This window comes from Rhodococcus sp. D-46, assembly GCF_011290655.1.
Classification (GTDB): Bacteria; Actinomycetota; Actinomycetes; order Mycobacteriales; family Mycobacteriaceae; genus Rhodococcus_F; species Rhodococcus_F qingshengii.
Window position 1 is genome coordinate 518740 of record NZ_JAANTF010000001.1, and the last position, 21477, is coordinate 540216.

Below are 21477 nucleotides of genomic sequence, written 5' to 3' on the forward strand. Positions count from 1 at the left end.
CCACAGGCGATACTCTGTGCAGACGATTTTTCTGGCGGCGACCCGCTTCGCCGGGTAGACGGGGTGAGCGTGTGAGTAAGGCAGCTGTATTGGGCGCAGGTTCGTGGGGAACGGCGTTGGCGAAGGTGATGGCCGAGGCCGGAACCGACGTGACGATGTGGGCCAGGCGTGAAGAGGTCGCGAAGCGCATCGACACCACGCACGAGAACAGCGACTATCTGCCAGGCATTGCTTTGCCTTCGTCGATTCGCGCGACCCACCACCACGAGGAGGCGATGGCAGGTGCTGACTTCATCGTGCTGGCGGTTCCCTCGCAGTCGCTACGAGCAAACCTGGAGCAGTGGAAAGGCTCGATCGGACCCGATGCGACTCTGCTGAGTCTGGCCAAGGGAATCGAGACCGGGACGCTCATGCGCATGAGCCAGGTCATCGTGTCGGTGACCGGCGTGGAACCGGGGCGCGTCGCGGTGCTCTCGGGCCCGAACCTTGCACACGAGATCGCCGGCGGGCAGCCCGCGGCGACGGTGATCGCCTGTTCGGATTCCTCGCGTGCCCTCGCTCTCCAGGATGCTTGTGCTACCGGCTATTTCAGGCCGTACACCAACTCCGACGTCATCGGATGCGAGATCGGTGGTGCGTGTAAGAACGTGATCGCGCTGGCCTGCGGCATGGCCGCCGGCAGTGGATTCGGCGACAACACGGTTGCCAGCATCATCACCCGTGGGCTCGCCGAGACGATTCGTCTCGGCGTTGCGCTCGGCGCCAAGGCGTCGACTCTTGCAGGCTTGGCGGGTGTCGGTGACCTGGTAGCGACATGCACGTCCGAGTTGTCGCGAAACCGGACGTTCGGAGAGCGGCTCGGACGAGGAGGGTCGATGGAGTCGGCACAGAAGGCAACCAACGGTCAGGTCGCCGAGGGCGTGAAGTCGTGCACGTCGGTACGCGCACTCGCTGCCGGATACGACGTGGAGATGCCGTTGACCGACGCGGTCCACCGGGTGTGCCACGAAGGCATGGCCGTCAGCGATGCGATCGGTCAGTTGCTCGGACGCCGGACGAAGCCGGAATGAGTGAAATCGGTGTGGGTCGCTTCGAGGATTACGGGGATTCGACGCGCAGCGTGAGCGCCGTCGCGCGCGAACACGCCGCGGGTCAGCCCATGCAACTGGGCCCGATATTCGCTGCGCCGTACCAACTTTCGGCGGACGAAGGTTCCGAGTCCGATACCTATGCACGTGCGTCGAACCCGGGTTGGCGCGGACTCGAATCCGCGCTCGCGGCGCTCGAGAGAGCGGACCACGCCCTCGTCATGGGATCGGGGATGTCCGCGATCACCGCTACCTTGCGCAGCGTCCTCGTCGCGGGGGATACCGTCGTCGTGCCCTCGGACGGGTACTACCAAGTGCGGTTGTACGCGAACGAGCGCCTCGCGCCGTTGGGAATCACCGTTCGCGAGGTTTCGACTCTGCAGATGGGCGACGCGAGCTTCGTAGATCTGCTCGACGCGTCACCGGGCCGCGTGGTCGTCGTCGCCGAGACGCCGTCCAACCCGGTGCTGGACGTGGTCGACCTTCGCGTGCTCGCCGACGTGTGCCACCGTTCGGGTGCGCTGCTGATCGTCGACAACACGACCGCGACACCGCTGGGTCAGCGCCCGCTCGAATTGGGTGCCGACGTCGTGGTGGCCAGCGGTACCAAGGCTCTCAGCGGGCACAGTGACCTCCTGATGGGTTACGTCGCCACCTCCGATGCGGCAGTGAGTCGGCGAATCGAGCGTGAGCGACTTCTCTCGGGAACGGTGCTCGGCCCCTTCGAGACGTGGCTTGCGCACCGGAGCCTCGGCACGGCAGGCCTGCGATTCGGGCGTCAGTGCGACAACGCGCTGGCGCTTGCCGAGATGTTGGTAAATCACAAAGCAGTCCGGTCCGTTCGTTACCCCGGCCTTCGCGGTGACCCGTCCTATGCAACGGCATCCGGTCAGATGAATCGATTCGGTGGATTGGTGAGCGTCGAGTTGGATTCGGCTCAGGCATTCCACTCGTTCGTCGAAGCGAGCGCTCTCGTCACGGCTGCTACCAGCTTCGGCGGGATCCACACGACGGCGGATCGCCGTGCGCGCTGGGGCGATCCGGTCAGTGCGGGGTTTGTCCGAATCGCTTGTGGCATCGAGGACACCGCCGATCTCCTGGCCGACATCGAGCGCGCACTCGACGCGTAAACGGGCCGGGTCGACGAAATCGGTCCGGCCCGATCGCGTGCCGCAGTCGATTCGGCGGTACGGTTTGACGCGTGAACAGCAGTCGTACCCGCGTGGCCGTGATCTTCGGTGGCCGGAGCAATGAGCATTCAGTGTCCTGTGTTTCCGCCGGAAGCGTCCTGAGCAACCTCGACCCCGATCGGTACGACGTCATACCGATCGGCATCACTGTCGACGGTTCCTGGGTGCTCGGTTCGAGCGACCCCAGTTCCCTCGCGATCAGCGGGCGCGCGCTGCCGTCGGTCGACAAAGACGGAACGTCGGTGGTCCTCAGCGCGGACCCCACCCGCGAGGGCGAGGTCATCTCCTTCGACGGCTCCGACGCCGGTGCTGTGCTCGCGTCGGTCGACGTCGTGTTCCCCGTTCTTCATGGGGCTTACGGCGAAGACGGCACGATCCAGGGTCTGCTCGAACTTGCCGGGGTTCCGTACGTCGGACCCGGAGTTCTGGCCAGCGCCGCCGGCATGGACAAAGAGTTCACGAAGAAGCTTCTTGCTGCTGAAGGACTTCCCGTCGGAGTGCAGGTCGTGCTTCGACCGGGAACCGCAACGCTGACCGAAGAGCAGAAGGCGGAATTGCGCCTTCCGGTTTTCGTCAAGCCCGCTCGTGGAGGCTCGTCCATCGGCATCACTCGGGTGAGCAATTGGGACGGTCTGGACGGGGCGATCGCTCATGCACGCCTGCATGATCCCAAGGTGATCGTCGAAGGCGCGATCATCGGCCGCGAGGTGGAATGCGGCGTCCTCGAATTCCCGAACGGCGACGTCAAGGCGAGTGTGGTCGCCGAGATCCGGATGCCGGATTCCGACGCCGATTCGGACGCGTTCTACGACTTCGACACCAAGTACCTCGACGACGTCTGTGAATTCGACATCCCCGCGAAACTCGACGAGTCGGTGAGCGACCAGATTCGAGAGCTTGCTGTCCGCGCGTTCAAGGCACTCGATTGCCAGGGACTCTCGCGGGTCGATTTCTTCGTCACGGCTGACGGCCCGGTGATCAACGAGATCAACACGATGCCCGGGTTCACTTCCATCTCGATGTACCCGAAGATGTGGAACGCCACCGGAATCGATTACCGCACTTTGATTTCGACTCTGGTCGACACCGCCATCGCTCGCGGCACCGGCCTTCGCTGATCAGGGAACCGCGACCGGCGCCGGGTCGAGAGGCTTCTGTTCGAGAGTCGCCGTGATGGTGTCGGAGATTTCCTGAATCGGCGTCGGACCGGTCCCGTCGGGGATCGTGATACCGATGTATTCACCGCGGTCTACGGCAAACCAAGTGCTCGCCGCCAAACCGATGTCGGTTCCCGAGACCTGGAACCACTGGACACCGTTCACGACCTGTAGTGCTGCAGCCTGGTCGAACTCGGACGGACGGTCGAGTCCGCAGCGCAAGACGATCGGCTCTCCTTCGCTGCGCTGCCACGCTGCCGCACCGGCCGGAGCAGGTTCCACCAATTCGGCTTTCGTGAAGTCGTCGATCTTGTCGGGGAGCGCGCCGAGAAGGGAAACGCAGGCCGGCGACTCCGCTGCCGGTGCCGGTACGGGTCCCAATGCAACCGGCGAGAGTTCAGGGTTGTTTCCCGCGACGACGGCCGCGATCACTACTCCGACGATCAGGGCTACCGGGAGTGCGATGGCGGTGGCGATCAGCGCCGGACTGCGGCGCTCTGACGGATCGTCGTCGCCGTCGGGGTCGATGTCGGCGTTGTCTGCGGTGGAGGTGTTTTCTGCCATGCTCAGTTCTTCGCTCGGGTCCTGGTCCAGTCGATCAGCGGTCTTGTCACTTCTGAGAGCATGTCGGTGAATCGGTAGGATTGCCGACACACGCGTGAGCTTGCAGAAGCATTCACGACCACAGCTAGAAGGTACCGCAGGCCGCTTACGAGCGAATTGCGTCGGCATTGGAGAGACTCATCGCATCATCGGAGTTCACTGCATCATCGGAGTTCGGGTCGGAGCCCACTGTCGAGCAGGTGGGGGAGTTCGACGTGATCGCGCGATCTCTTCTCGGCCGAATCCAACCGGTCACCACTGAATTGGGGCCGGGTGACGATGCCGCCATCGTGACTTCCGGAGACGGCCGTGTGGTTGTCTCGTCCGACATGTTGGTCGAAGGTCGACATTTCCGAATGGATTGGTCTTCACCACGCGACATCGGCCGGAAGGCAGTGGCACAGAACGCTGCTGATGTGGTCTCGATGGGAGCGCGGCCGACGGCCTTCACGGTGTCTCTGGGGTGCCCGCCTTCGACACCCGTCGACGTGGTCGACGCAATCTCCGCGGGAATCTGGGACGCGGCAACCGATCTGGGTGCCGGTGTGGTCGGCGGTGACCTGGTCCAGTCACCGGTGATCGTGGTGTCGGTGACCGTGCTCGGCGATCTCGGTGGCCGTGCGGCAGTTCTGCGTTCGGGAGCAAAGATCGGTGACAAGATCGCGGTCGCCGGGTTGTTCGGTTGCTCGGCAGCAGGGTTGGCACTACTGCTCGACGAAGCCGTACTGCTCGACAAGCCCGCAAACTTTCCAGATTTGCTTGCCTCCCATCGCGTTCCGAATCCGCCGTATCAATCGGCATGGGACGCCGCAGAATCAGCACATTCCATGACGGACGTGTCCGACGGATTGATCGCGGACCTTCGACATCTCGCAGAGGCCTCGCACGTGCGGTTCGACATCTTCTCGGCTGCGGTTCCGACCTCACCGGATGTCGCATCGGCGGCCGAGGCGCTCGACGTCGATCCGCTGGACTGGATCCTCTCCGGTGGTGAAGATCACGGATTTGCAGCAACTTTCGGGCCTGAGGTCGAGATTCCGTCGGGTTGGATCGTGATCGGTGAGGTTGCCGCCGGTTCGGGCGTGAGCGTCGACGGTTCGCTTCGCGAGAGCGGCGGGGGCTGGCACAGCTTTTCGACCACCGGTACCACCGCGGTATAGGTTGCTTTCATGGCTGTATACGCACTTGGAGACAGAGTTCCGGACATTCATCCGGACGCATACGTCCACCCGGACGCGGTGGTGATCGGCGCCGTGACTCTCGCATCGGGTACCTCGATCTGGCCGCAAGCGGTATTGCGTGGTGACTACGGAACCATTTCGGTGGGAATCGGATCGAACATCCAGGACGGAACCGTCATCCATTGCACCGCCGTCGATGCGACTGTCATCGGTTCCGGTTGCGTCGTGGGCCACAACGCGCACATCGAGGGATCGACCATCGAGGACCATTGCCTGATCGCGTCGGGGTCAGTTGTTCTCAACGGAACGGTGATCGGGACGGGGTCGATCGTCGCCGCTGGTGCGGTGGTGGCCAACAAGATGCAGGTTCCGCCGCGCAGCATGGCACTCGGTGTCCCCGCCAAGGTCCGTGCGGGATACGAGGTTCCGCTCGGTCACCTCGACGGCAACGTCAAGATGTACGCAGCCAATGCGGCGTACTACCGCGACGCGTTGCGCAGGCTCGACTGATGGCGCCGCTTGCAGAGATCGTCGACCCAGGGTGGGCGCGAGCACTCGAACCGGTGTCGGAGCAGATCACCGCGATGGGTAAGTTCTTGCGCGAAGAGATCGCTGCGGGACGGGAGTACCTACCGGCGGGGGAGAACGTCTTGCGTGCGTTCACGAACCCTTTCGAGGACGTTCGAGTGCTCATCGTCGGTCAGGACCCTTATCCGACGCCCGGTCACGCTGTCGGGTTGAGCTTTTCGGTTGCACCGGACGTGCGGCCGGTTCCGCGAAGTCTCGGCAACATCTACAAGGAGTATCACCAGGATCTCGGGTTGCCGATACCGCCGAACGGCGATCTGACGCCGTGGTCGAAACAAGGTGTGCTGCTTCTCAATCGCGTTCTCACCGTGCAGCCGGGTCAAGCCGCTTCTCATCGTAAGAAGGGCTGGGAGCCGGTGACCGAGCAGGCTATCCGCGCTCTGGTCGCGCGGTCGTCGCCGATGGTGGCGATCTTGTGGGGTCGTGACGCGGCCACTCTCGCGCCGATGCTCGGCGACACACCGATCATCGAATCCGCGCACCCGTCACCGCTTTCGGCCTCGCGTGGCTTCTTCGGTTCGCGCCCCTTCAGTCGTGCGAACGAACTCTTGACCGGACTCGGAGCCGATCCGGTCGACTGGAATCTGGGCTGATCGAACGGTGTCTGCACGAACCGGCCTGCCGAACGTCGAGTCGCGACGTTCGGCACGGCAGTTCGACTAGCCCTGCTTTGCGGAAGTGAAATCGGGCCGACGCTTGTCGACGAACGCGTCGACGCCCTCGCGTCCGATCGGGCTGTTCGCTGCGATGGCGATGGACGCGGCTTCGGCGTCGAGTTGCTCGGCGAGCGAGTTCGTCCGCGACGAACGCAGCAGTGCTTTGATTCCCGAGTACGACGTACTCGGTCCGTTGGCCAGAGCGCGGGCGAGGCGAGCTGCCTCTTCTTGGACCTCGTCGTCGCCGACGAGTCGGGTGAGGATCCCCAGGCGGACGGCTTCGTCGCCACCGATCACCGAATCGTTGAGAAGAATCTCGCGAGCGCGTGCCACGCCGACGATGCGTGGAAGCGTCCACGACATTCCGCCGTCCGGGGTGAAACCGATGGAGGGGTACGCGGGGCGAAGCTTGGTGCCGGTGCCGCCGATTGCGACGTCGGCGAGGCAGACCAGGCTCATTCCGGCGCCGGCAGCCCATCCGTGGACCCCGGCCACCACTGGAGCGGTCGCAGCGTCGAGCGCGCGAACGAACACGTGGAAGACGCGGGCAACCTCGGCGACGTACTCGCCGCGGTCAGGGGCTGCGGCGAACGCACGGACGTTGCCGCCGGCACAGAAGTTTGCGCCTTCGCCGACCAGAAGGATGCTCCCGATGTCGTTTCCGACTGTCTCGAGCGCCTGCGCGCCCTGAACCAGTCCTTCGTCGTCGAGGGAGGTGCCGTTGGCGGCGGTGGAAATGGTGATGCGGAGTACGCCCTCGTCGAGGGTCACTTTGCTCAGGTCATCGATGGAAGTCACTCAACGCACATTACGGGTGTCGGACAGCCATGCGAAACACGGGGACACATAGATACAGCCACATAGATACAGCCACATGGATACAGCTCTGCCCCCGTCACCGAAGTGACGGGGGCAGAGCCTGCAATAGTTTGTGCTCGGGCAATCAGCCCCGAGCGACCTTGCCTGCCTTCAGGCAGGAGGTGCACACGTTGACCTTACGGGTGTTACCCGGGGCAACCTCGGTACGAACAGACTGAATGTTCGGGTTCCAGCGACGATTGGTACGCCGGTGCGAGTGCGAGACCGACTTACCGAAGCCGGGCCCCTTGGCGCATACGTCGCAGACGGCAGCCATAGTCGCGAACTCCTTGTTAGAAATGAATATTGAAGTGGTTACCCTACACGGTAGGGCAGCCAGAATTACAATCCGAATATACTCGACTTCGAACCGATCCTTGACCGCTCACTGTGCAGTCGAACGTGAAAACAGTCAATCAGCAACAAACAAAGTGCAGCATTATTTCGTGTAGCCCGTTCGAGGCAACCGTGTAAGAGTAACCGCTTCCGGCCCGAATGGCCAAACCGCCCGGTAATGACGGTTGCGCAGAAGCGTCGGACTACCCTCGACTGCACCGATCACCGATCTCTTTTTCATCGTCAGTCTTTCCATCGTCGAGGGGAACCGTCAGTGGGGGAAGTGCAACGCGTCGCCGAGGAAGCGGAATCCGTCGCGGACGGACATCTGCTGCGGCGCTGGGCCCGCCGGGCGGTCGACAGCCTCCAGAAACGTCGCGGTGAGATCAACAGCCTCAACGTCTTTCCCATCCCTGATTCGGATACCGGCACCAATCTGCTGTTCACGATGCGGGCTGCACTCGATTCCGCCGAGACGATCGAGGACGACGTCCGCAGTGCGGGCCGCGTCGCCAACGCTCTGGCTCGGGGCGCCGTGTCCGGTGCTCGCGGTAATTCCGGAGTGATCCTCTCCCAGGTGATCCGGGGCATCGCCGAGAGCGTTCAAGGTGAGCACATCGACGGCCGTAGCTTCGCGAACTCGCTGACCACGGCGACGACGCTGGCCTCTCGGGCTGTCTCCGATCTGGTGGAAGGCACCATCGTCACGGTATTGCGCGCATCGGGAGAAGCAGCGCAGGAGTGCGTCGACACCAGGACACCGAGCGGCGAGGATCTTGCATCCGTGGTTGCCGCCGCTGCCGACGCCGCTGCGGTCGCACTGAACAAGACGCCGGAGCAACTGGACGTTCTCGCGTCCGCCGGGGTGGTCGATGCCGGGGGATTCGGTCTGGTTCTGATCCTCGACGCTTTTGTCGAGGTGCTGACCGGGAAGCCGCAGGTTCGCGAAGATCTGGGGACGCCGGACCCGAGGTCGAGCGCAGTTGTCGACGTCAGCGCATTCGATCACGATTGGGCTCACAAGAGCCCGATCGAATGTGGTGATCACTCGGAACAGGATTTCGAGGTCATGTACCTCGTCGACGACTCCGACGACGATCGCATGACGGCGCTGCGCACGCGGCTGTCCGTCCTCGGAGATTCGACGGTCATCGTCAGCGACGGTTTCGGCGGCTGGTCGGTGCACGTGCATTGCTGCGATGCCGGTGCAGCCGTGGAAGCCGGCCTCGAGGCCGGGAAGGTGCACGGTATTCGCATCAGCAGTTTTCTCGTCGACGAACGCGACCAGTTGGTGGCACGGGCGGAGAGGCGATTCCCCGGGGCCGGCGCGCGCGGCGTACTGGCCGTCGTTGCCGGTGACAGCGCGGCGGCGTTGTTCGAGAGTGAGGGTGCGACGGTTCTTCGGTGCGACGATGCGCCGGTGACACGCGCACAACTGCTCGGCCGCATTCGTCAGATGGAACGCAGCGAAGTTCTGGTGCTTCCGAACGGAGCTTTGACCGCGCAGGAACTCGTCGCAGTCAGTGCCGCTGCACGCGATCCGCTTCACCAGGTTCTGCTGCTGTCGACATCGTCGATGGTCCAGGGCTTGGCAGCACTTGCCGTTCACGACCCTCAGCGCAACGTCGCCGACGACGGCTTCACGATGTCCGAGGCGGCGGCCGCCACGCGCTGGGGATCGTTGCGGATCGCGGTCGAGCGTTCGCTGACCTACGTCGGGACATGTGATCCGGGTGACGCGATCGGTCTGATGGGGCACGAGGTGGTGCTCATCGGTCCCGACGTCGCGGAGTCGAGTGCGCGACTGGTCGACCTCGCGCTCGGATCCGGTGGCGAACTCGTGACCCTACTCATGGGCGCCGACGCGCCGGACGACCTGGCCGGGCAGCTCGAGGCGCACGTCGTCGCGCACCACCCGGGCGTCGACGTGCTCGTCTATCAGGGTGATCAGCCGGGTGACCTGTTCCAGTTGGGCGTGGAGTGATCGAACCGGGTCTGTCGGTGACTGCTGATATACGAACACGTGTGCTTACCGCGACACTATGCTGGAGGAACTGATGGCGACGCTCGCCGACCCACTCGATCGGCTGCTGGGAAAGAAGACCGCGGACGCGCTCGACGAGGCATTCGAGATCCGCACCGTCGAGGACCTGCTGCGTCACTACCCACACCGGTACGCGTCGGCAGGCAAGGAACTTGCCGAGAAGGAGCCGCCCGAGGGTGAGCACATCACCATCATCGCGCGGGTGGCGTCGGCCGCCGTCGTGAAGATGAAGAACCGTCCGGGGCAGATGTTGCGAGTATCGCTGGCGACTGATTCGCAGACCGTCGACGTCACGTTCTTCAACCCGCAGAAGGTGCGGCACGTCATCAAGCCCGGCGTTCGGGCGATGTTCTCCGGGACGGTGAAGTACTTCCGCGGCAAGTGGTCTCTCACTCATCCGAGCTACCTGATTCTCCCGGAACCTCGTGTCGGCGAAGAGGATTCGGTAGTTCCGCTTGCATCCATCAAGGGAGCCGGTGACCTTGCGGGCCTGGCTCGCGCAAATCAGGATCCCGGCGCCGAACTCGATCTGTCCGTCTTCGACCGCGCGTTGATCCCGCTGTACCCGGCGACCCGCGAGGTCGAGAGCTGGACCATCATGCGATGCGTGCGGCAAGTGCTCGACCAACTCGATCCGATCGAGGAGCCGTTGCCCGCCGAGACTCGGGCCGAGCACGGATTCATCGGTTTGGACGAGGCGCTGCGCACCGTTCACCTGCCAGATACCAAGGAAGACATCGAACGAGCACAGGATCGTCTGCGTTTCGACGAGGCGCTGTCTCTGCAGTTGGTCCTCGCGATGCGTCGTCACGACAATTCCGAGCGTGTGGCTCCGGCCTGCGCTCCGGTCGCCGGCGGGATCGCGGACCAGTTCGAGGAGATGCTCCCGTTCACTCTGACGGAGGGACAGCAAGCAGTCGCGGAGGAGATCTCCACCGACCTTGCCCGCCCACACCCGATGAGCCGCCTTCTTCAGGGCGAGGTCGGGTCAGGCAAGACGATCGTGGCTCTGCGCGCGATGCTGCAGGTCGTCGATGCGGGTTATCAGTGCGCGTTGCTCGCACCCACCGAGGTCCTGGCAAATCAGCACGCGCGATCACTGCGCAAGATGATGGGCTCGCTGGCTGCAGGTGGTGAACTCGGTTCTGCCGAACATTCCACCCGTATCGCCCTTCTTACCGGTTCGCTGCCTGTCGCTGCGAAGCGCGCAGCGCTGCTCGAAGCCGTGACCGGCGACGCCGGGATCGTCATCGGTACCCATGCGCTCATTCAGGACAACGTCGAGTTCTTCAACCTCGGCATGGTTGTCGTCGACGAGCAACACCGCTTCGGCGTCGAGCAACGTGATCAGTTGCGATCACGTGCCCGTGAAGGACTGAGTCCGCATCTGCTGGTGATGACGGCAACGCCGATTCCGCGAACCATCGCCATGACCGTGCTCGGCGACCTCGAGGTCTCGACCCTGCGAGAGCTTCCACGTGGGCGAACCCCGATCAAGAGCAGTGTCGTGCCCGCGAAGCAGAAGCCGCAGTGGGTCGATCGCGCATGGGAACGAATCCGTGAGGACGTCGCCGACGGCCGTCAGGCGTATGTCGTGTGCTCGCGGATCGGTGACGGCGAGCAGGGTGCAGGCGAAGATCAGTTCACCGAGGAGAAGCAGCCCGAGACCAAGTCGGCGGTCGACGTCTTCGAAGAGCTGTCGAGTGGTCCGCTGGCCGATCTGCGAGTCGGGTTGCTGCACGGTCGACTGCCTTCCGACGAAAAGGACGTGGTGATGAGCGCGTTCAACGTCGGTGACATCGACGTCCTCGTCTGTACGACCGTTGTCGAAGTCGGTGTCGACGTTCCGAATGCGACGGTGATGGTGATCGTCGACGCCGAGCGGTTCGGCGTCAGTCAGCTCCATCAGTTGCGTGGCCGCGTCGGTCGAGGGAAACACCAGGGACTGTGCATCCTCGTCACCGGAAGCAATCCCGGGGGGCCGGCGTACGAGCGGCTCTCGGCGGTGGCAGCGACCAACGACGGGTTCGAACTGGCTCAACTCGACCTCGCGACCAGACGTGAAGGAGACATCCTCGGTGCGGCGCAGTCGGGCACAACCTCGAATCTGCGGCTGCTTTCCCTCATGGCCCATGGAGACATCCTCGAGTCCGCCAGGGAGTTCGCTCAGGGAATCGTCGACTCCGATCCGTCGCTCGACGGTCATCCCGCCCTCGCTTCCATGGTGACCGCTGCCCTGGACTCCGACCGGATCGAGTACCTCGAGAAGTCGTGAAGGGTATGACGACAAGCTGAAATCGAATAGCACGAGGACCGCCGGGTTGGTTTCTCGATTCAGTCCGAAATATGAGACTCCGCATGTAGACGCAAGATGAAATCGGGGTAGTTTTCTCGAATGTTCTCCAAAGTGCTCGTCGCGAACCGCGGCGAAATTGCGATCCGTGCCTTCCGCGCCGCCTACGAACTAGGTGCCGGAACCGTCGCGGTGTTCCCGTACGAGGATCGGAATTCGATCCACCGTCTCAAGGCAGACGAGAGCTACCAGATCGGGGAGAAGGGTCACCCCGTTCGCGCGTATCTCTCGGTCGAGGAAATCGTCGCCGCCGCCAAGAGCGCCGGAGCCGACGCCATCTACCCCGGTTACGGCTTCCTCTCCGAGAACCCGGACTTGTCGGCGGCGTGTGCCGAGGCAGGCATCAAGTTCGTCGGCCCGTCCGCCGAGATCCTCGAGTTGACCGGAAACAAGGCTCGGGCCATCGCAGCGGCAAAGGCCGCCGGTCTCCCGGTGCTCGCGTCTTCGGAGCCGTCAGCGGACATCGACGAGTTGCTCGCAGCCGCCGAGGACATGACCTTCCCGCTCTTCGTCAAGGCTGTCGCAGGCGGCGGTGGGCGCGGAATGCGCCGCGTTGCGGAGCGCTCACAGCTCAAGGAATCGATCGAAGCCGCAGCACGCGAAGCGGAATCGGCCTTCGGCGATTCGACGGTCTTCCTCGAGCAGGCCGTCATCGACCCCCGGCACATCGAAGTGCAGATCCTCGCCGACGAGCAGGGCAACGTCATCCACCTCTTCGAGCGTGACTGCTCGCTGCAACGTCGCCACCAGAAGGTGATCGAGCTCGCTCCGGCGCCCAATCTCTCGGAAGAGTTGCGCGCCAAGATCTGTGCCGACGCCGTCGCCTTCGCGAAGGAGATCGGATACACGTGCGCGGGCACCGTCGAGTTCCTTCTCGACAAGCGCGGCAACCACGTCTTCATCGAGATGAACCCGCGAATTCAGGTCGAGCACACCGTCACCGAAGAAGTGACGGACGTGGACCTGGTCCAGTCGCAGCTCAAGATCGCGTCCGGTTCGACGCTTGCAGAACTTGGTCTGTCACAGGAGACGATCAAGCTTCGCGGCGCGGCGCTGCAGTGCCGCATCACGACCGAGGATCCGGCAAACGGATTCCGCCCGGACACCGGCCGTATCACCGCGTACCGCACCCCGGGCGGAGCCGGTATCCGCTTGGACGGTGGCGCCACACTCGGCGCCGAGGTCGGAGCGTACTTCGATTCCATGCTGGTCAAACTCACTTGTCGCGGTCGCGACCTAGAAGCCGCTGTGGCGCGAGCTCGCCGCGCGGTCACCGAGTTCCGCATTCGTGGTGTCTCGACCAACATTCCGTTCCTGCAGGCGGTTCTCGACGACCCGGACTTCCGGGCCGGACGCGTGACAACCTCCTTCATCGAGGAACGTCCTCAGTTGCTGACTCTGCGTTCTTCGGCAGACCGCGGCACGAAGATCCTGACCTACCTCGCGGATGTGACTGTCAACAAGCCGCACGGGGAGCGTCCCTCGGCGGTGTACCCGCAGGACAAGCTGCCCAAGATCGATCTTTCGACACCCCCTCCTGCCGGTAGCCGTCAGCGCCTGCTCGAACTCGGACCCGAAGGTTTCGCGAAGGCACTGCGTGAGCAGAAGGCCGTCGGCGTCACCGACACCACCTTCCGTGACGCGCACCAGTCGTTGTTGGCCACGCGAGTTCGAACCAGCGGACTGCTCGGAGTTGCCGGGCACGTTGCGCGGTTGACGCCGGAACTGCTCTCGATCGAAGCCTGGGGCGGCGCGACCTACGATGTGGGACTTCGCTTCCTGCACGAGGATCCGTGGTACCGGCTTGCCGCATTGCGCGAGGCGATTCCCAACATCTGCCTCCAGATGCTTCTTCGCGGTCGAAACACGGTGGGCTACACGCCGTATCCCGAAAAGGTCACGCGCGCATTCGTTCAGGAAGCCACCGACACCGGCATCGACATCTTCCGAATCTTCGACGCGCTCAACAACGTCGACCAGATGCGCCCTGCCATCGACGCGGTGCGTGAGACCGGAACGGCCCTCGCCGAGGTGGCGTTGAGCTACACCGGCGATCTGTCGGATCCGAACGAAACGCTGTACACGCTCGACTACTACCTGAAGTTGGCAGAAGAGATCGTCGATGCGGGCGCTCACGTGCTCGCGATCAAGGACATGGCGGGCCTGCTGCGCGCTCCGGCGGCCACCAAGCTCGTGACGGCGCTACGCAGCAACTTCGATCTTCCGGTTCACGTCCACACGCATGACACCCCCGGTGGACAGTTGGCCACGTATTTCGCCGCGTGGCAGGCGGGCGCCGACGCAGTCGACGGTGCTTCGGCGGCACTGGCCGGAACCACCAGTCAGCCTGCGCTCTCGGCCATCGTTGCCGCCGCTGCGCACTCCGAGTTCGACACCGGACTGAACCTGCAGAACGTGTGCGACCTCGAACCGTACTGGGAGGCGCTGCGAAAGGTGTACGCGCCGTTCGAATCCGGACTGCCGGCGCCGACGGGACGTGTGTACACGCACGAGATTCCGGGCGGCCAGCTCTCCAATCTCCGGACCCAGGCCGTTGCTCTCGGTCTCGGCGACCGGTTCGAAGAGGTCGAAGCCAAGTACGCCGACGCGGACCGCATGCTCGGGCATCTCGTGAAGGTGACGCCGTCGTCGAAGGTCGTCGGCGACCTCGCCCTCCACCTTGTCGGCGCCGGCGTGCCTTCGGAGGAGTTTGCCGCAGATCCGGCGAAGTTCGACATTCCCGACTCCGTGGTGGGCTTCCTGCGCGGTGAACTCGGTACGCCTCCCGGTGGTTGGCCGGAACCGTTCCGCAGCAAGGCACTCGAAGGACGTGGCCAGGCCAAGCCCGAAGCGACGTTGTCCGCTGAGGACGAGGTGCTGCTCGAGGGCTCGTCGAAGGACCGTCAGGCGACGCTGAACCGTCTGCTGTTCCCCGGCCCGACAAAGGAATTCCTCGAACACCGCGAGAAGTACGGTGACACGTCGCGGCTTTCGGCGAACCAGTTCTTCTACGGTTTGCGGCGCGGCGACGAGCACCGGGTCGAGTTGGCTCCCGGCGTGGAACTGATCATCGGTCTCGAGGCGATCTCCGAGCCCGACGAGCGCGGCTACCGCACTGTCATGTGCATCCTGAACGGCCAGCTGCGCCCGGTCTCGATCCGCGATCGCTCCATTGCCAGTGACGTACCGGTGGCGGAGAAGGCCGACAAGAACAACCCGGGCCACGTGGCTGCACCGTTCGCGGGCGTCGTGACGCTCGCGGTGAAGGAAGGCCAGAAGATCGAGGCCGGCGACACCGTGGCCACGATCGAAGCAATGAAGATGGAAGCGGCGATCACCTCGCCGCGCGCCGGCGTCGTCTCTCGGATCGCGATCAGCGCCGTCCAACAGGTCGAGGGCGGAGACCTGCTGGTAGTCGTCTCGACGGGGGAGAGCGCCGCAGAGTGACACGCATCATCTCGGGACTCGCGGGCGGTCGACGCCTGCGAGTCCCGCCGAGCGGCACCCGTCCGACGTCGGATCGGGTTCGTGAGGCGCTGTTCAGTGCTCTCGAAGCGCGCATCGATCTCGAAGGGTGCGCGGTTCTCGACCTCTTTGCGGGTTCGGGTGCTCTCGGCCTCGAGGCGCTCTCGCGGGGAGCCGAGCACGTTGTTCTCGTGGAATCGGATGCCAAGGCTGCTGCCGTCATCAAGGCGAACATCGGCACTGTCGCGTTGCCTGGGGCGACGGTTCGCGCCGCTCCGGTTGCGGCCGTGGTCTCGGGTCCGAGCGCGCGTGAATACGACATCGTGATCGCGGACCCACCGTATGCGGTGACCGACGAAGCCGTCGTGTCCATGCTCGCTGATCTGCAGGCCAACAAATGGGTGGGGGAGGGCACGATCGTGGTACTCGAACGATCGTCGCGCTCGCCGGAGACCGTGTGGCCTCAGGGCTACGAGCCGATCAAGGCCAAGAACTACGGTGAAGCCCGCATCGAGCTGGCCACCTGCTACGGTCTGGACTCATGACTGGCGCCGTCTGCCCCGGATCCTTCGACCCTGTGACCAACGGTCACCTCGACGTAATCGGAAGAGTTGCTGCGCAATTCGACGAGGTCGTGGTCACCGTGCTGATCAACAAGAGCAAGCGTGGCATGTTCACGATCGACGAGCGGATCGAGATGCTCGAAGACGCGACGAGTCACCTGCCCAACGTTCGCGTCACGTCGTGGCACGGATTGTTGGTCGACTACGCGAAACAAGAAGGCCTCAGCGCGATCGTCAAGGGTCTGCGCGGCGCGAACGACTTCGATTACGAGCTGCAGATGGCTCAGATGAATCAGAAGCTCACGGGCGTCGACACACTGTTCGTCGCCACGAATCCGACGTACAGCTACCTGTCGAGTTCTCTGGTGAAGGAAGTCGCGACTTTCGGCGGCGACGTCTCCGACATGTTGCCGGCCAAAGTGCATTCTCGGCTACTTGCACGTATCGCCGAGCGAGCAGCCGAAAACAGCTGATCCCCGACACACCGACCGCGACGACACCCCGTTGGCCGTTCTTCCGGCAAACTTGGACAGGAACGGGCACAGGTCCGAGTGGACCGGTGACGATGTGGGCCGATTTCGGCCGGTAGAGATTGGGGTTGCTTGTGTACCGCGTATTCGAGGCACTGGACGAACTGGTCGCAATTGTCGAAGAGGCGCGCGGTGTTCCCATGACCGCAGGGTGTGTTGTGCCTCGCGGTGACGTACTCGAGCTACTCGACGACGTCCGGGACGCAATTCCGAGCGAGCTGGACGACGCTCAGGACGTCCTCGATCATCGCGACAAATTGGTCGGTGATGCGCGAGCAAACGCCGAGAAGACTGTCAGCAGCGCCAATGCCGAGGCAACCTCGACTGTGGAGAACGCACGCGACGACGCCGACCGGATTCTGTCCGATGCCAAGGCTCAGGCCGATCGCATGGTTGCCGAAGCGCGTGCGCACGCCGATCAGTTGGTCGAGGACGCCGAAGCAGAAGCGGAACGGACCGTCACCGACGGCCGTCGTGAGTACGAGGCCGTCACCGGGCGGGCGCGTGCCGAGGCCGATCGGATGATCGAGTCCGGCCAGGCCTCGTACGAACATTCGGTGGCGGAGGGAACGGCAGAGCAGGCTCGTCTGGTGTCCCAGACCGAGGTTGTCCAGTCAGCTCACGCGGAATCCGCGCGAGTGATCGACGCCGCTCATGCCGAGTCCGACAGGATGCGTTCGGAGTGTGACCTGTACGTGGACACCAAGTTGGCCGAGTTCGAAGAGTTCCTCACCGGAACGGTTCGATCGGTCGGGCGTGGTCGTCAACAGCTTCGAACGGGTTCGGGGGTTCCCGACTACCAGGACGACGATCGTCGTTCCGAGCGGCGCCGATAGAGCAGACAAGTCAGTCGAGGGTCGGTCGTCCGATATGGGGCGGCCCACTTTTTCGTGGATCGAATTGGGATTTGCCTTGTAGCTGCCGTATTGTGGAGTGGTTGCCCATACCAGTTTCAACAGTTAGGTGAGTTCTCTTTGTCAACGCATCGTCGTAGTTCGTCGCATCAGTCAAGTGATGCGGGATTTTTGCTGGACACGGTCAAGCTCGGTCGTCGTCCAGGGTCGATGCGTACCGTCGAGAGAACAATTCAGTCCCCGAACCGTATCGGTCTCGATCTGATCGCGATCGAAGCGGGCGCGGACATAGATCTCGATCTTCGTCTCGAAGCAGTGTCCGAAGGCGTTCTCGTCACCGGAAACGTGCACGCACCCACCAAGGGTGAATGCTCGCGGTGCCTTGAACCTTTCACCGACACCGTGGACATCTATCTCACGGAGTTGTTCGCTTACCCGGACAGCACCACCGAGGAGACGACGGAAGAGGGAGAGGTCTACGCGGTCGAAGACGACGAAATCGACCTCGAACCGGTCATCGTCGATGCAGTCGGGCTGGCGCTTCCGCTCCAGCCTCTGTGCAGTGACGATTGCCTGGGATTGTGCTCAGAATGTGGCATTCGCCTGGCGATTGCGGAATCTGGGCATGGGCATGACATACTTGATCCTCGCTGGGCTGGTCTCGCGGCCAAATTTGGCGTGGAATCAAACACCAGCGAAAATCTTGTGATCACCGAAGCCGAGGAGAAGTAGAAGTGGCTGTCCCCAAGCGCAAAATGTCGCGATCCAACACGCGGTCGCGTCGTAGCCAGTGGAAGACCACTGTGCCCACCCTCGTTACCTGCCCCAACCGTGGCTGTGGCGAGCAGACCCTTCCCCACATCGCATGCCCGTCATGCGGTACTTACAAGGGCCGCCAGGTAACCGCTGCTGTCTAGTTCTCCCCGGAGAAAGACTATGACGAGCGAAAATACAGTTTCAGCCGCCGGCGGCGAGGGCAATCACGACAAGCTCCTCGCCGCTGTCGGCGTAGATATAGAGCCCGGTCTTCTGACCCTGGCTCTCACGCACCGCTCGTACGCGTACGAGAACGGCGGACTGCCCACGAACGAGCGCCTCGAGTTCCTCGGGGATTCCGTTCTCGGCGTCACGGTGACCGAAAATCTCTACCTGTCCCACCCGGACAAATCCGAAGGTGATCTGGCGAAGATCCGTGCCAGCGTGGTCAACATGCATGCACTCGCCGAGGTTGCCAGGACTCTGGGTGAAGGTGGACTCGGAGCACACCTGCTGCTGGGTAAGGGCGAGGAAATGACGGGCGGCCGTGACAAGCCGTCCATTCTCGCCGACGGTATGGAGTCGATTCTCGGCGCCATCCACCTGCAGCACGGCATCGAGACTGCGCGACGCGTCGTCCTCGATCTGTTCGACGATCTACTCACTCGCGCACCGCTTCTGGGCGCGGGTCTGGATTGGAAGACGAGTCTGCAGGAACTGACCGCAGAACACGGTGCCGGAGTTCCCGTTTACGAGATCACCGCCACCGGACCCGATCACGACAAGGAATTCACGGCCACCGTTCTCATCAGTGGCAAACCCTTGGGTGTCGGTGTCGGTCGTTCCAAGAAGGAAGCCGAGCAGAAGGCAGCAAGTTCGGCATGGAAGACGATGTCGGAGAATGCCGCTGCTACCGCAGTCGCTGCTGACGACACGCCTGATCTTGCCGGCTGAGTTCACTCTTGCCTGAGCTTCCCGAAGTCGAAGTCGTTCGCCGCGGCCTACAGTCTCATGCTGTAGGTGCGGCGATCGAGGCCGTCGAGGTACTCCATCCCCGCGCGATCAGGCGCCACATTCTCGGTTCCGAGGACTTGATCGGCCAACTCACCGGGCAGACCATCGCTTCGGCAGAGCGTCGCGGCAAGTACCTGTGGCTGGTTCTCGAGCCTGCCGGTGTCGGACTGGTGGTTCATCTCGGGATGAGCGGACAGATGCTGGTCCAACCCCCGACAGTCGACTGGGAAAAGCACCTACGCATTCGGTTGGCCCTCGATTCCGGGGCCGATCTTCGATTCGTCGATCAGCGGACCTTCGGTGGCTGGTCGATTTCACCCCTCGTCGAGGTCGACGGAACGATGCTGCCCGAGTCGGTGGCGCACATCGCCCGCGATCCCATGGATGCGGCGTTCGATCTCGAATCCGTCGTGAAAGTCCTGCGGGGCAAGCACACCGAGATCAAGCGCGCGATTCTCGACCAGACGGTGGTCTCCGGAATCGGAAACATCTACGCCGACGAATCATTGTGGCGCGCCAAGATTCACGGCAACCGAATCGCCGAAACGCTTACCAGGCCCAAACTTCGAGAACTGTTGACCGCGGCACACTCGGTGATGGGTGAAGCGCTCGATCAGGGCGGTACGTCCTTCGACGCGCTGTACGTGAACGTCAACGGGGAATCGGGCTACTTCGACCGGTCGCTGTCGGCGTACGGGCAGGAAAACCTCCCGTGCCCGCGATGCGGCGCGCCGATCAAGCGTGAGAAGTTCATGAATCGATCGTCGTTCAGTTGCCCGCGGTGCCAGCCGACCCCGAGGGTACGGCGAATCGCCTAGGTCTCCCGCCCCTTCGGTTCGGCGGAGTGGCAAGATTGCGTCATGGCTGAACAGACTCCCGACACCACTGCAACCGCCCCGGCTCACACGGAGCTTTGGGTCGAACGAACCGGAACCCGCCTCTACACCGGCAAGAGTTCGCGCGGCGCAGAGGTTCTCATCGGCTCCGAATCGGTGCCAGGAGTCTTCACGCCCGGCGAACTCCTCAAAATTGCACTGGCCGCATGCACCGGGATGAGCTCCGACTTCCCGATCTCGCGCCGGCTCGGTGACAACTACGACGCGACGGTCCGAGTGTCCGGAGCCGCCGATCGTGAAAACGAGGTCTACCCGCAGCTCGACGAGGTCCTCGAGCTCGATCTCAGCGAGTTGGATGCCGAGGCACAGCAGCGCCTCATCACTCTCGTCGAGCGTTCCGTGGACAAGGTATGCACGGTCGGGCGCACGCTCAAGGCCGGAACCAAGGTCACTCTGTCGTTCGACACGGAAGCCTGATGTTCCGCGCCGGCAGCGTTGTCGCTGCGATCGCACTGGGTTCCGTTGTGGCGCTGAGTGCTCCAGCGCAGGCCTCGGTCCCGGCCGACGGCTCGGCCGGTAGTTGCGGCACATGGACGTCGAGCGTCGTGACGACTGGTGCCGGAATGCTCGAGAACCTCGAATTCGACGGCAACGGATCGATGGTGTTGTCGCAGTCGGCTCTGATCGGGCCGGGTGCACTGCTGAAGGTGGCGCCGGACGGAACACGGACAACTTTGGTCGGTGACGTCACCGGACCCGGCGGTCTGGTCGCGCGTGAGGGATCCGTGTACTTCACCACGGGCAACTCGACTGTCTCGGGACTGTTCGGAATCGCCGACGGCAGCCTCCGCAAGGTCGACGTCGCAGACGGGTCGGTGACAACGATCGCCGACGGTCTGGTGATGCCGAACGGGCTTGTGCAGCTGGACGATAACCGTTTCCTCACTGCCCGCACACTCACCAGGCCGGGGCTCACGGTCGTCAACAGTGACGGAAGCAGTTCGATCGTTCGTGAAGACCTCGGCACCGTCGACGGCCTCGCACGCTCCGGTTCGACGATCTACGTGAGCACGACCTTCGACATGGTCACCGCCGTCCACATCCTCGACGCAAACGATCTGGGCGGGCCGGTGCGAACGATCACGCTCCCCGGGTTCGGTCCGGCAAACATGGCGGACGATCTGACCGTCGGACCGGACGGCGCGTTGTACGTCGCATTCAATGCAGGCGGCAAAGTTGTTCGCGTCGATCCGGATTCGGGATCTTCGTGTGAGATCGCCTCGGGTCTGCCGTTCACATCTGCGGTCAAGTTCGGCGCCGGACCGGGCTGGGATCCCAACGCGCTCTACACCACCGGATTCCTGGGTGACGTTCACCGTCTCGAACGTGTGGCGGGCTGAGCGTC

General features: G+C 63.4%; 21 protein-coding genes. 18 read left to right on the top strand and 3 right to left on the bottom strand.

Annotated elements, in window-relative coordinates; translation table 11 throughout:
• Window positions 1–71 precede the first annotated feature (71 nt).
• From G9U53_RS02510 to G9U53_RS02520, 3 genes are all read left to right on the top strand, one after another.
• Complete coding sequence (locus tag G9U53_RS02510; protein WP_030535420.1) at window positions 72–1070, top strand: NAD(P)H-dependent glycerol-3-phosphate dehydrogenase; 999 nt, start codon at window positions 72–74, stop codon at window positions 1068–1070.
• Window positions 1067–2218 (top strand): cystathionine gamma-lyase, encoded by a 1152-nt coding sequence (locus tag G9U53_RS02515; RefSeq protein ID WP_003942728.1) that lies wholly within the window; start codon window positions 1067–1069, stop codon window positions 2216–2218. The genes G9U53_RS02510 and G9U53_RS02515 overlap by 4 nt, the downstream gene beginning before the upstream one ends.
• 71 nt (window positions 2219–2289) lie before the next feature.
• Complete coding sequence (locus G9U53_RS02520) at window positions 2290–3396, top strand: D-alanine--D-alanine ligase family protein (protein ID WP_165638291.1); 1107 nt, start codon at window positions 2290–2292, stop codon at window positions 3394–3396.
• On the opposite strand, the gene G9U53_RS02525 is transcribed toward G9U53_RS02520, so the two are convergent.
• Entirely contained in the window at window positions 3397–4089 is a 693-nt protein-coding gene (locus tag G9U53_RS02525; RefSeq protein ID WP_003942765.1) for a DUF3515 domain-containing protein, read from the bottom strand.
• Window positions 4090–4166: 77 nt separating this feature from the next.
• On the opposite strand from G9U53_RS02525, the gene G9U53_RS02530 reads away from it, so the two are divergent.
• From G9U53_RS02530 to G9U53_RS02540, 3 genes are read left to right on the top strand one after another with little or no spacing between them, the layout of a single operon-like run.
• Window positions 4167–5198, top strand: a complete 1032-nt coding sequence (locus tag G9U53_RS02530; protein ID WP_080726669.1) for a thiamine-phosphate kinase — start codon at window positions 4167–4169, stop codon at window positions 5196–5198.
• A 9-nt stretch (window positions 5199–5207) separates the two neighbouring features.
• Window positions 5208–5729: a gamma carbonic anhydrase family protein gene (locus G9U53_RS02535; RefSeq protein WP_042450835.1), complete on the top strand. Its 522-nt coding sequence runs from the start codon at window positions 5208–5210 to the stop codon at window positions 5727–5729.
• On the top strand, window positions 5729–6400 hold the full coding sequence (locus tag G9U53_RS02540; protein ID WP_042450832.1) for a uracil-DNA glycosylase: 672 nt from the start codon (window positions 5729–5731) through the stop codon (window positions 6398–6400). Before G9U53_RS02535 ends, G9U53_RS02540 begins: the two co-directional genes overlap by 1 nt.
• 66 nt (window positions 6401–6466) lie before the next feature.
• On the opposite strand, the gene G9U53_RS02545 is transcribed toward G9U53_RS02540, so the two are convergent.
• Both G9U53_RS02545 and rpmB read right to left on the bottom strand, forming a co-directional pair.
• On the bottom strand, window positions 6467–7261 hold the full coding sequence (locus tag G9U53_RS02545; RefSeq protein WP_042450830.1) for an enoyl-CoA hydratase-related protein: 795 nt from the start codon (window positions 7259–7261) through the stop codon (window positions 6467–6469).
• Between the two features lie 145 nt (window positions 7262–7406).
• Window positions 7407–7598 carry a 50S ribosomal protein L28 gene (rpmB, locus tag G9U53_RS02550; protein ID WP_003942669.1) on the bottom strand — a complete coding sequence of 64 codons (192 nt, stop codon included), beginning with the start codon at window positions 7596–7598 and terminating at the stop codon, window positions 7407–7409.
• A 333-nt stretch (window positions 7599–7931) separates the two neighbouring features.
• Here rpmB and G9U53_RS02555 point away from each other — a divergent pair, with 333 nt between their 5' ends.
• From G9U53_RS02555 to G9U53_RS02610, 12 genes are all read left to right on the top strand, one after another.
• Window positions 7932–9641 carry a DAK2 domain-containing protein gene (locus G9U53_RS02555; RefSeq protein WP_003942755.1) on the top strand — a complete coding sequence of 570 codons (1710 nt, stop codon included), beginning with the start codon at window positions 7932–7934 and terminating at the stop codon, window positions 9639–9641.
• A 73-nt stretch (window positions 9642–9714) separates the two neighbouring features.
• On the top strand, window positions 9715–11976 hold the full coding sequence (recG, locus tag G9U53_RS02560; RefSeq protein ID WP_003942757.1) for an ATP-dependent DNA helicase RecG: 2262 nt from the start codon (window positions 9715–9717) through the stop codon (window positions 11974–11976).
• Window positions 11977–12096: 120 nt separating this feature from the next.
• On the top strand, window positions 12097–15501 hold the full coding sequence (locus G9U53_RS02565) for a pyruvate carboxylase (RefSeq protein ID WP_003942675.1): 3405 nt from the start codon (window positions 12097–12099) through the stop codon (window positions 15499–15501).
• The gene (gene rsmD, locus G9U53_RS02570) at window positions 15498–16064 is read left to right on the top strand and encodes a 16S rRNA (guanine(966)-N(2))-methyltransferase RsmD (RefSeq protein ID WP_003942746.1); all 567 of its coding nucleotides are present in this window, start codon (window positions 15498–15500) and stop codon (window positions 16062–16064) included. Before G9U53_RS02565 ends, rsmD begins: the two co-directional genes overlap by 4 nt.
• Window positions 16061–16555, top strand: coding sequence for a pantetheine-phosphate adenylyltransferase (gene coaD, locus G9U53_RS02575; protein ID WP_003942776.1), 495 nt, complete (start codon window positions 16061–16063; stop codon window positions 16553–16555). The genes rsmD and coaD overlap by 4 nt, the downstream gene beginning before the upstream one ends.
• Before the next feature lie 131 nt (window positions 16556–16686).
• Window positions 16687–17448, top strand: coding sequence for a DivIVA domain-containing protein (locus G9U53_RS02580; RefSeq protein WP_003942696.1), 762 nt, complete (start codon window positions 16687–16689; stop codon window positions 17446–17448).
• 189 nt (window positions 17449–17637) lie between these two features.
• On the top strand, window positions 17638–18198 hold the full coding sequence (locus G9U53_RS02585; RefSeq protein ID WP_007729319.1) for a YceD family protein: 561 nt from the start codon (window positions 17638–17640) through the stop codon (window positions 18196–18198).
• 2 nt (window positions 18199–18200) lie between these two features.
• Entirely contained in the window at window positions 18201–18383 is a 183-nt protein-coding gene (gene rpmF, locus G9U53_RS02590) for a 50S ribosomal protein L32 (RefSeq protein WP_007729318.1), read from the top strand.
• 19 nt (window positions 18384–18402) lie between these two features.
• Complete coding sequence (gene rnc / locus G9U53_RS02595; RefSeq protein WP_003942759.1) at window positions 18403–19176, top strand: ribonuclease III; 774 nt, start codon at window positions 18403–18405, stop codon at window positions 19174–19176.
• A gap of 8 nt (window positions 19177–19184) precedes the next feature.
• Window positions 19185–20054 (top strand): bifunctional DNA-formamidopyrimidine glycosylase/DNA-(apurinic or apyrimidinic site) lyase, encoded by an 870-nt coding sequence (gene mutM / locus G9U53_RS02600; protein WP_165638292.1) that lies wholly within the window; start codon window positions 19185–19187, stop codon window positions 20052–20054.
• A gap of 42 nt (window positions 20055–20096) precedes the next feature.
• On the top strand, window positions 20097–20549 hold the full coding sequence (locus G9U53_RS02605; protein WP_003942740.1) for an OsmC family protein: 453 nt from the start codon (window positions 20097–20099) through the stop codon (window positions 20547–20549).
• On the top strand, window positions 20549–21472 hold the full coding sequence (locus G9U53_RS02610; protein ID WP_064444395.1) for an SMP-30/gluconolactonase/LRE family protein: 924 nt from the start codon (window positions 20549–20551) through the stop codon (window positions 21470–21472). The genes G9U53_RS02605 and G9U53_RS02610 overlap by 1 nt, the downstream gene beginning before the upstream one ends.
• The last annotated feature ends 5 nt before the right edge of the window (window positions 21473–21477 follow it).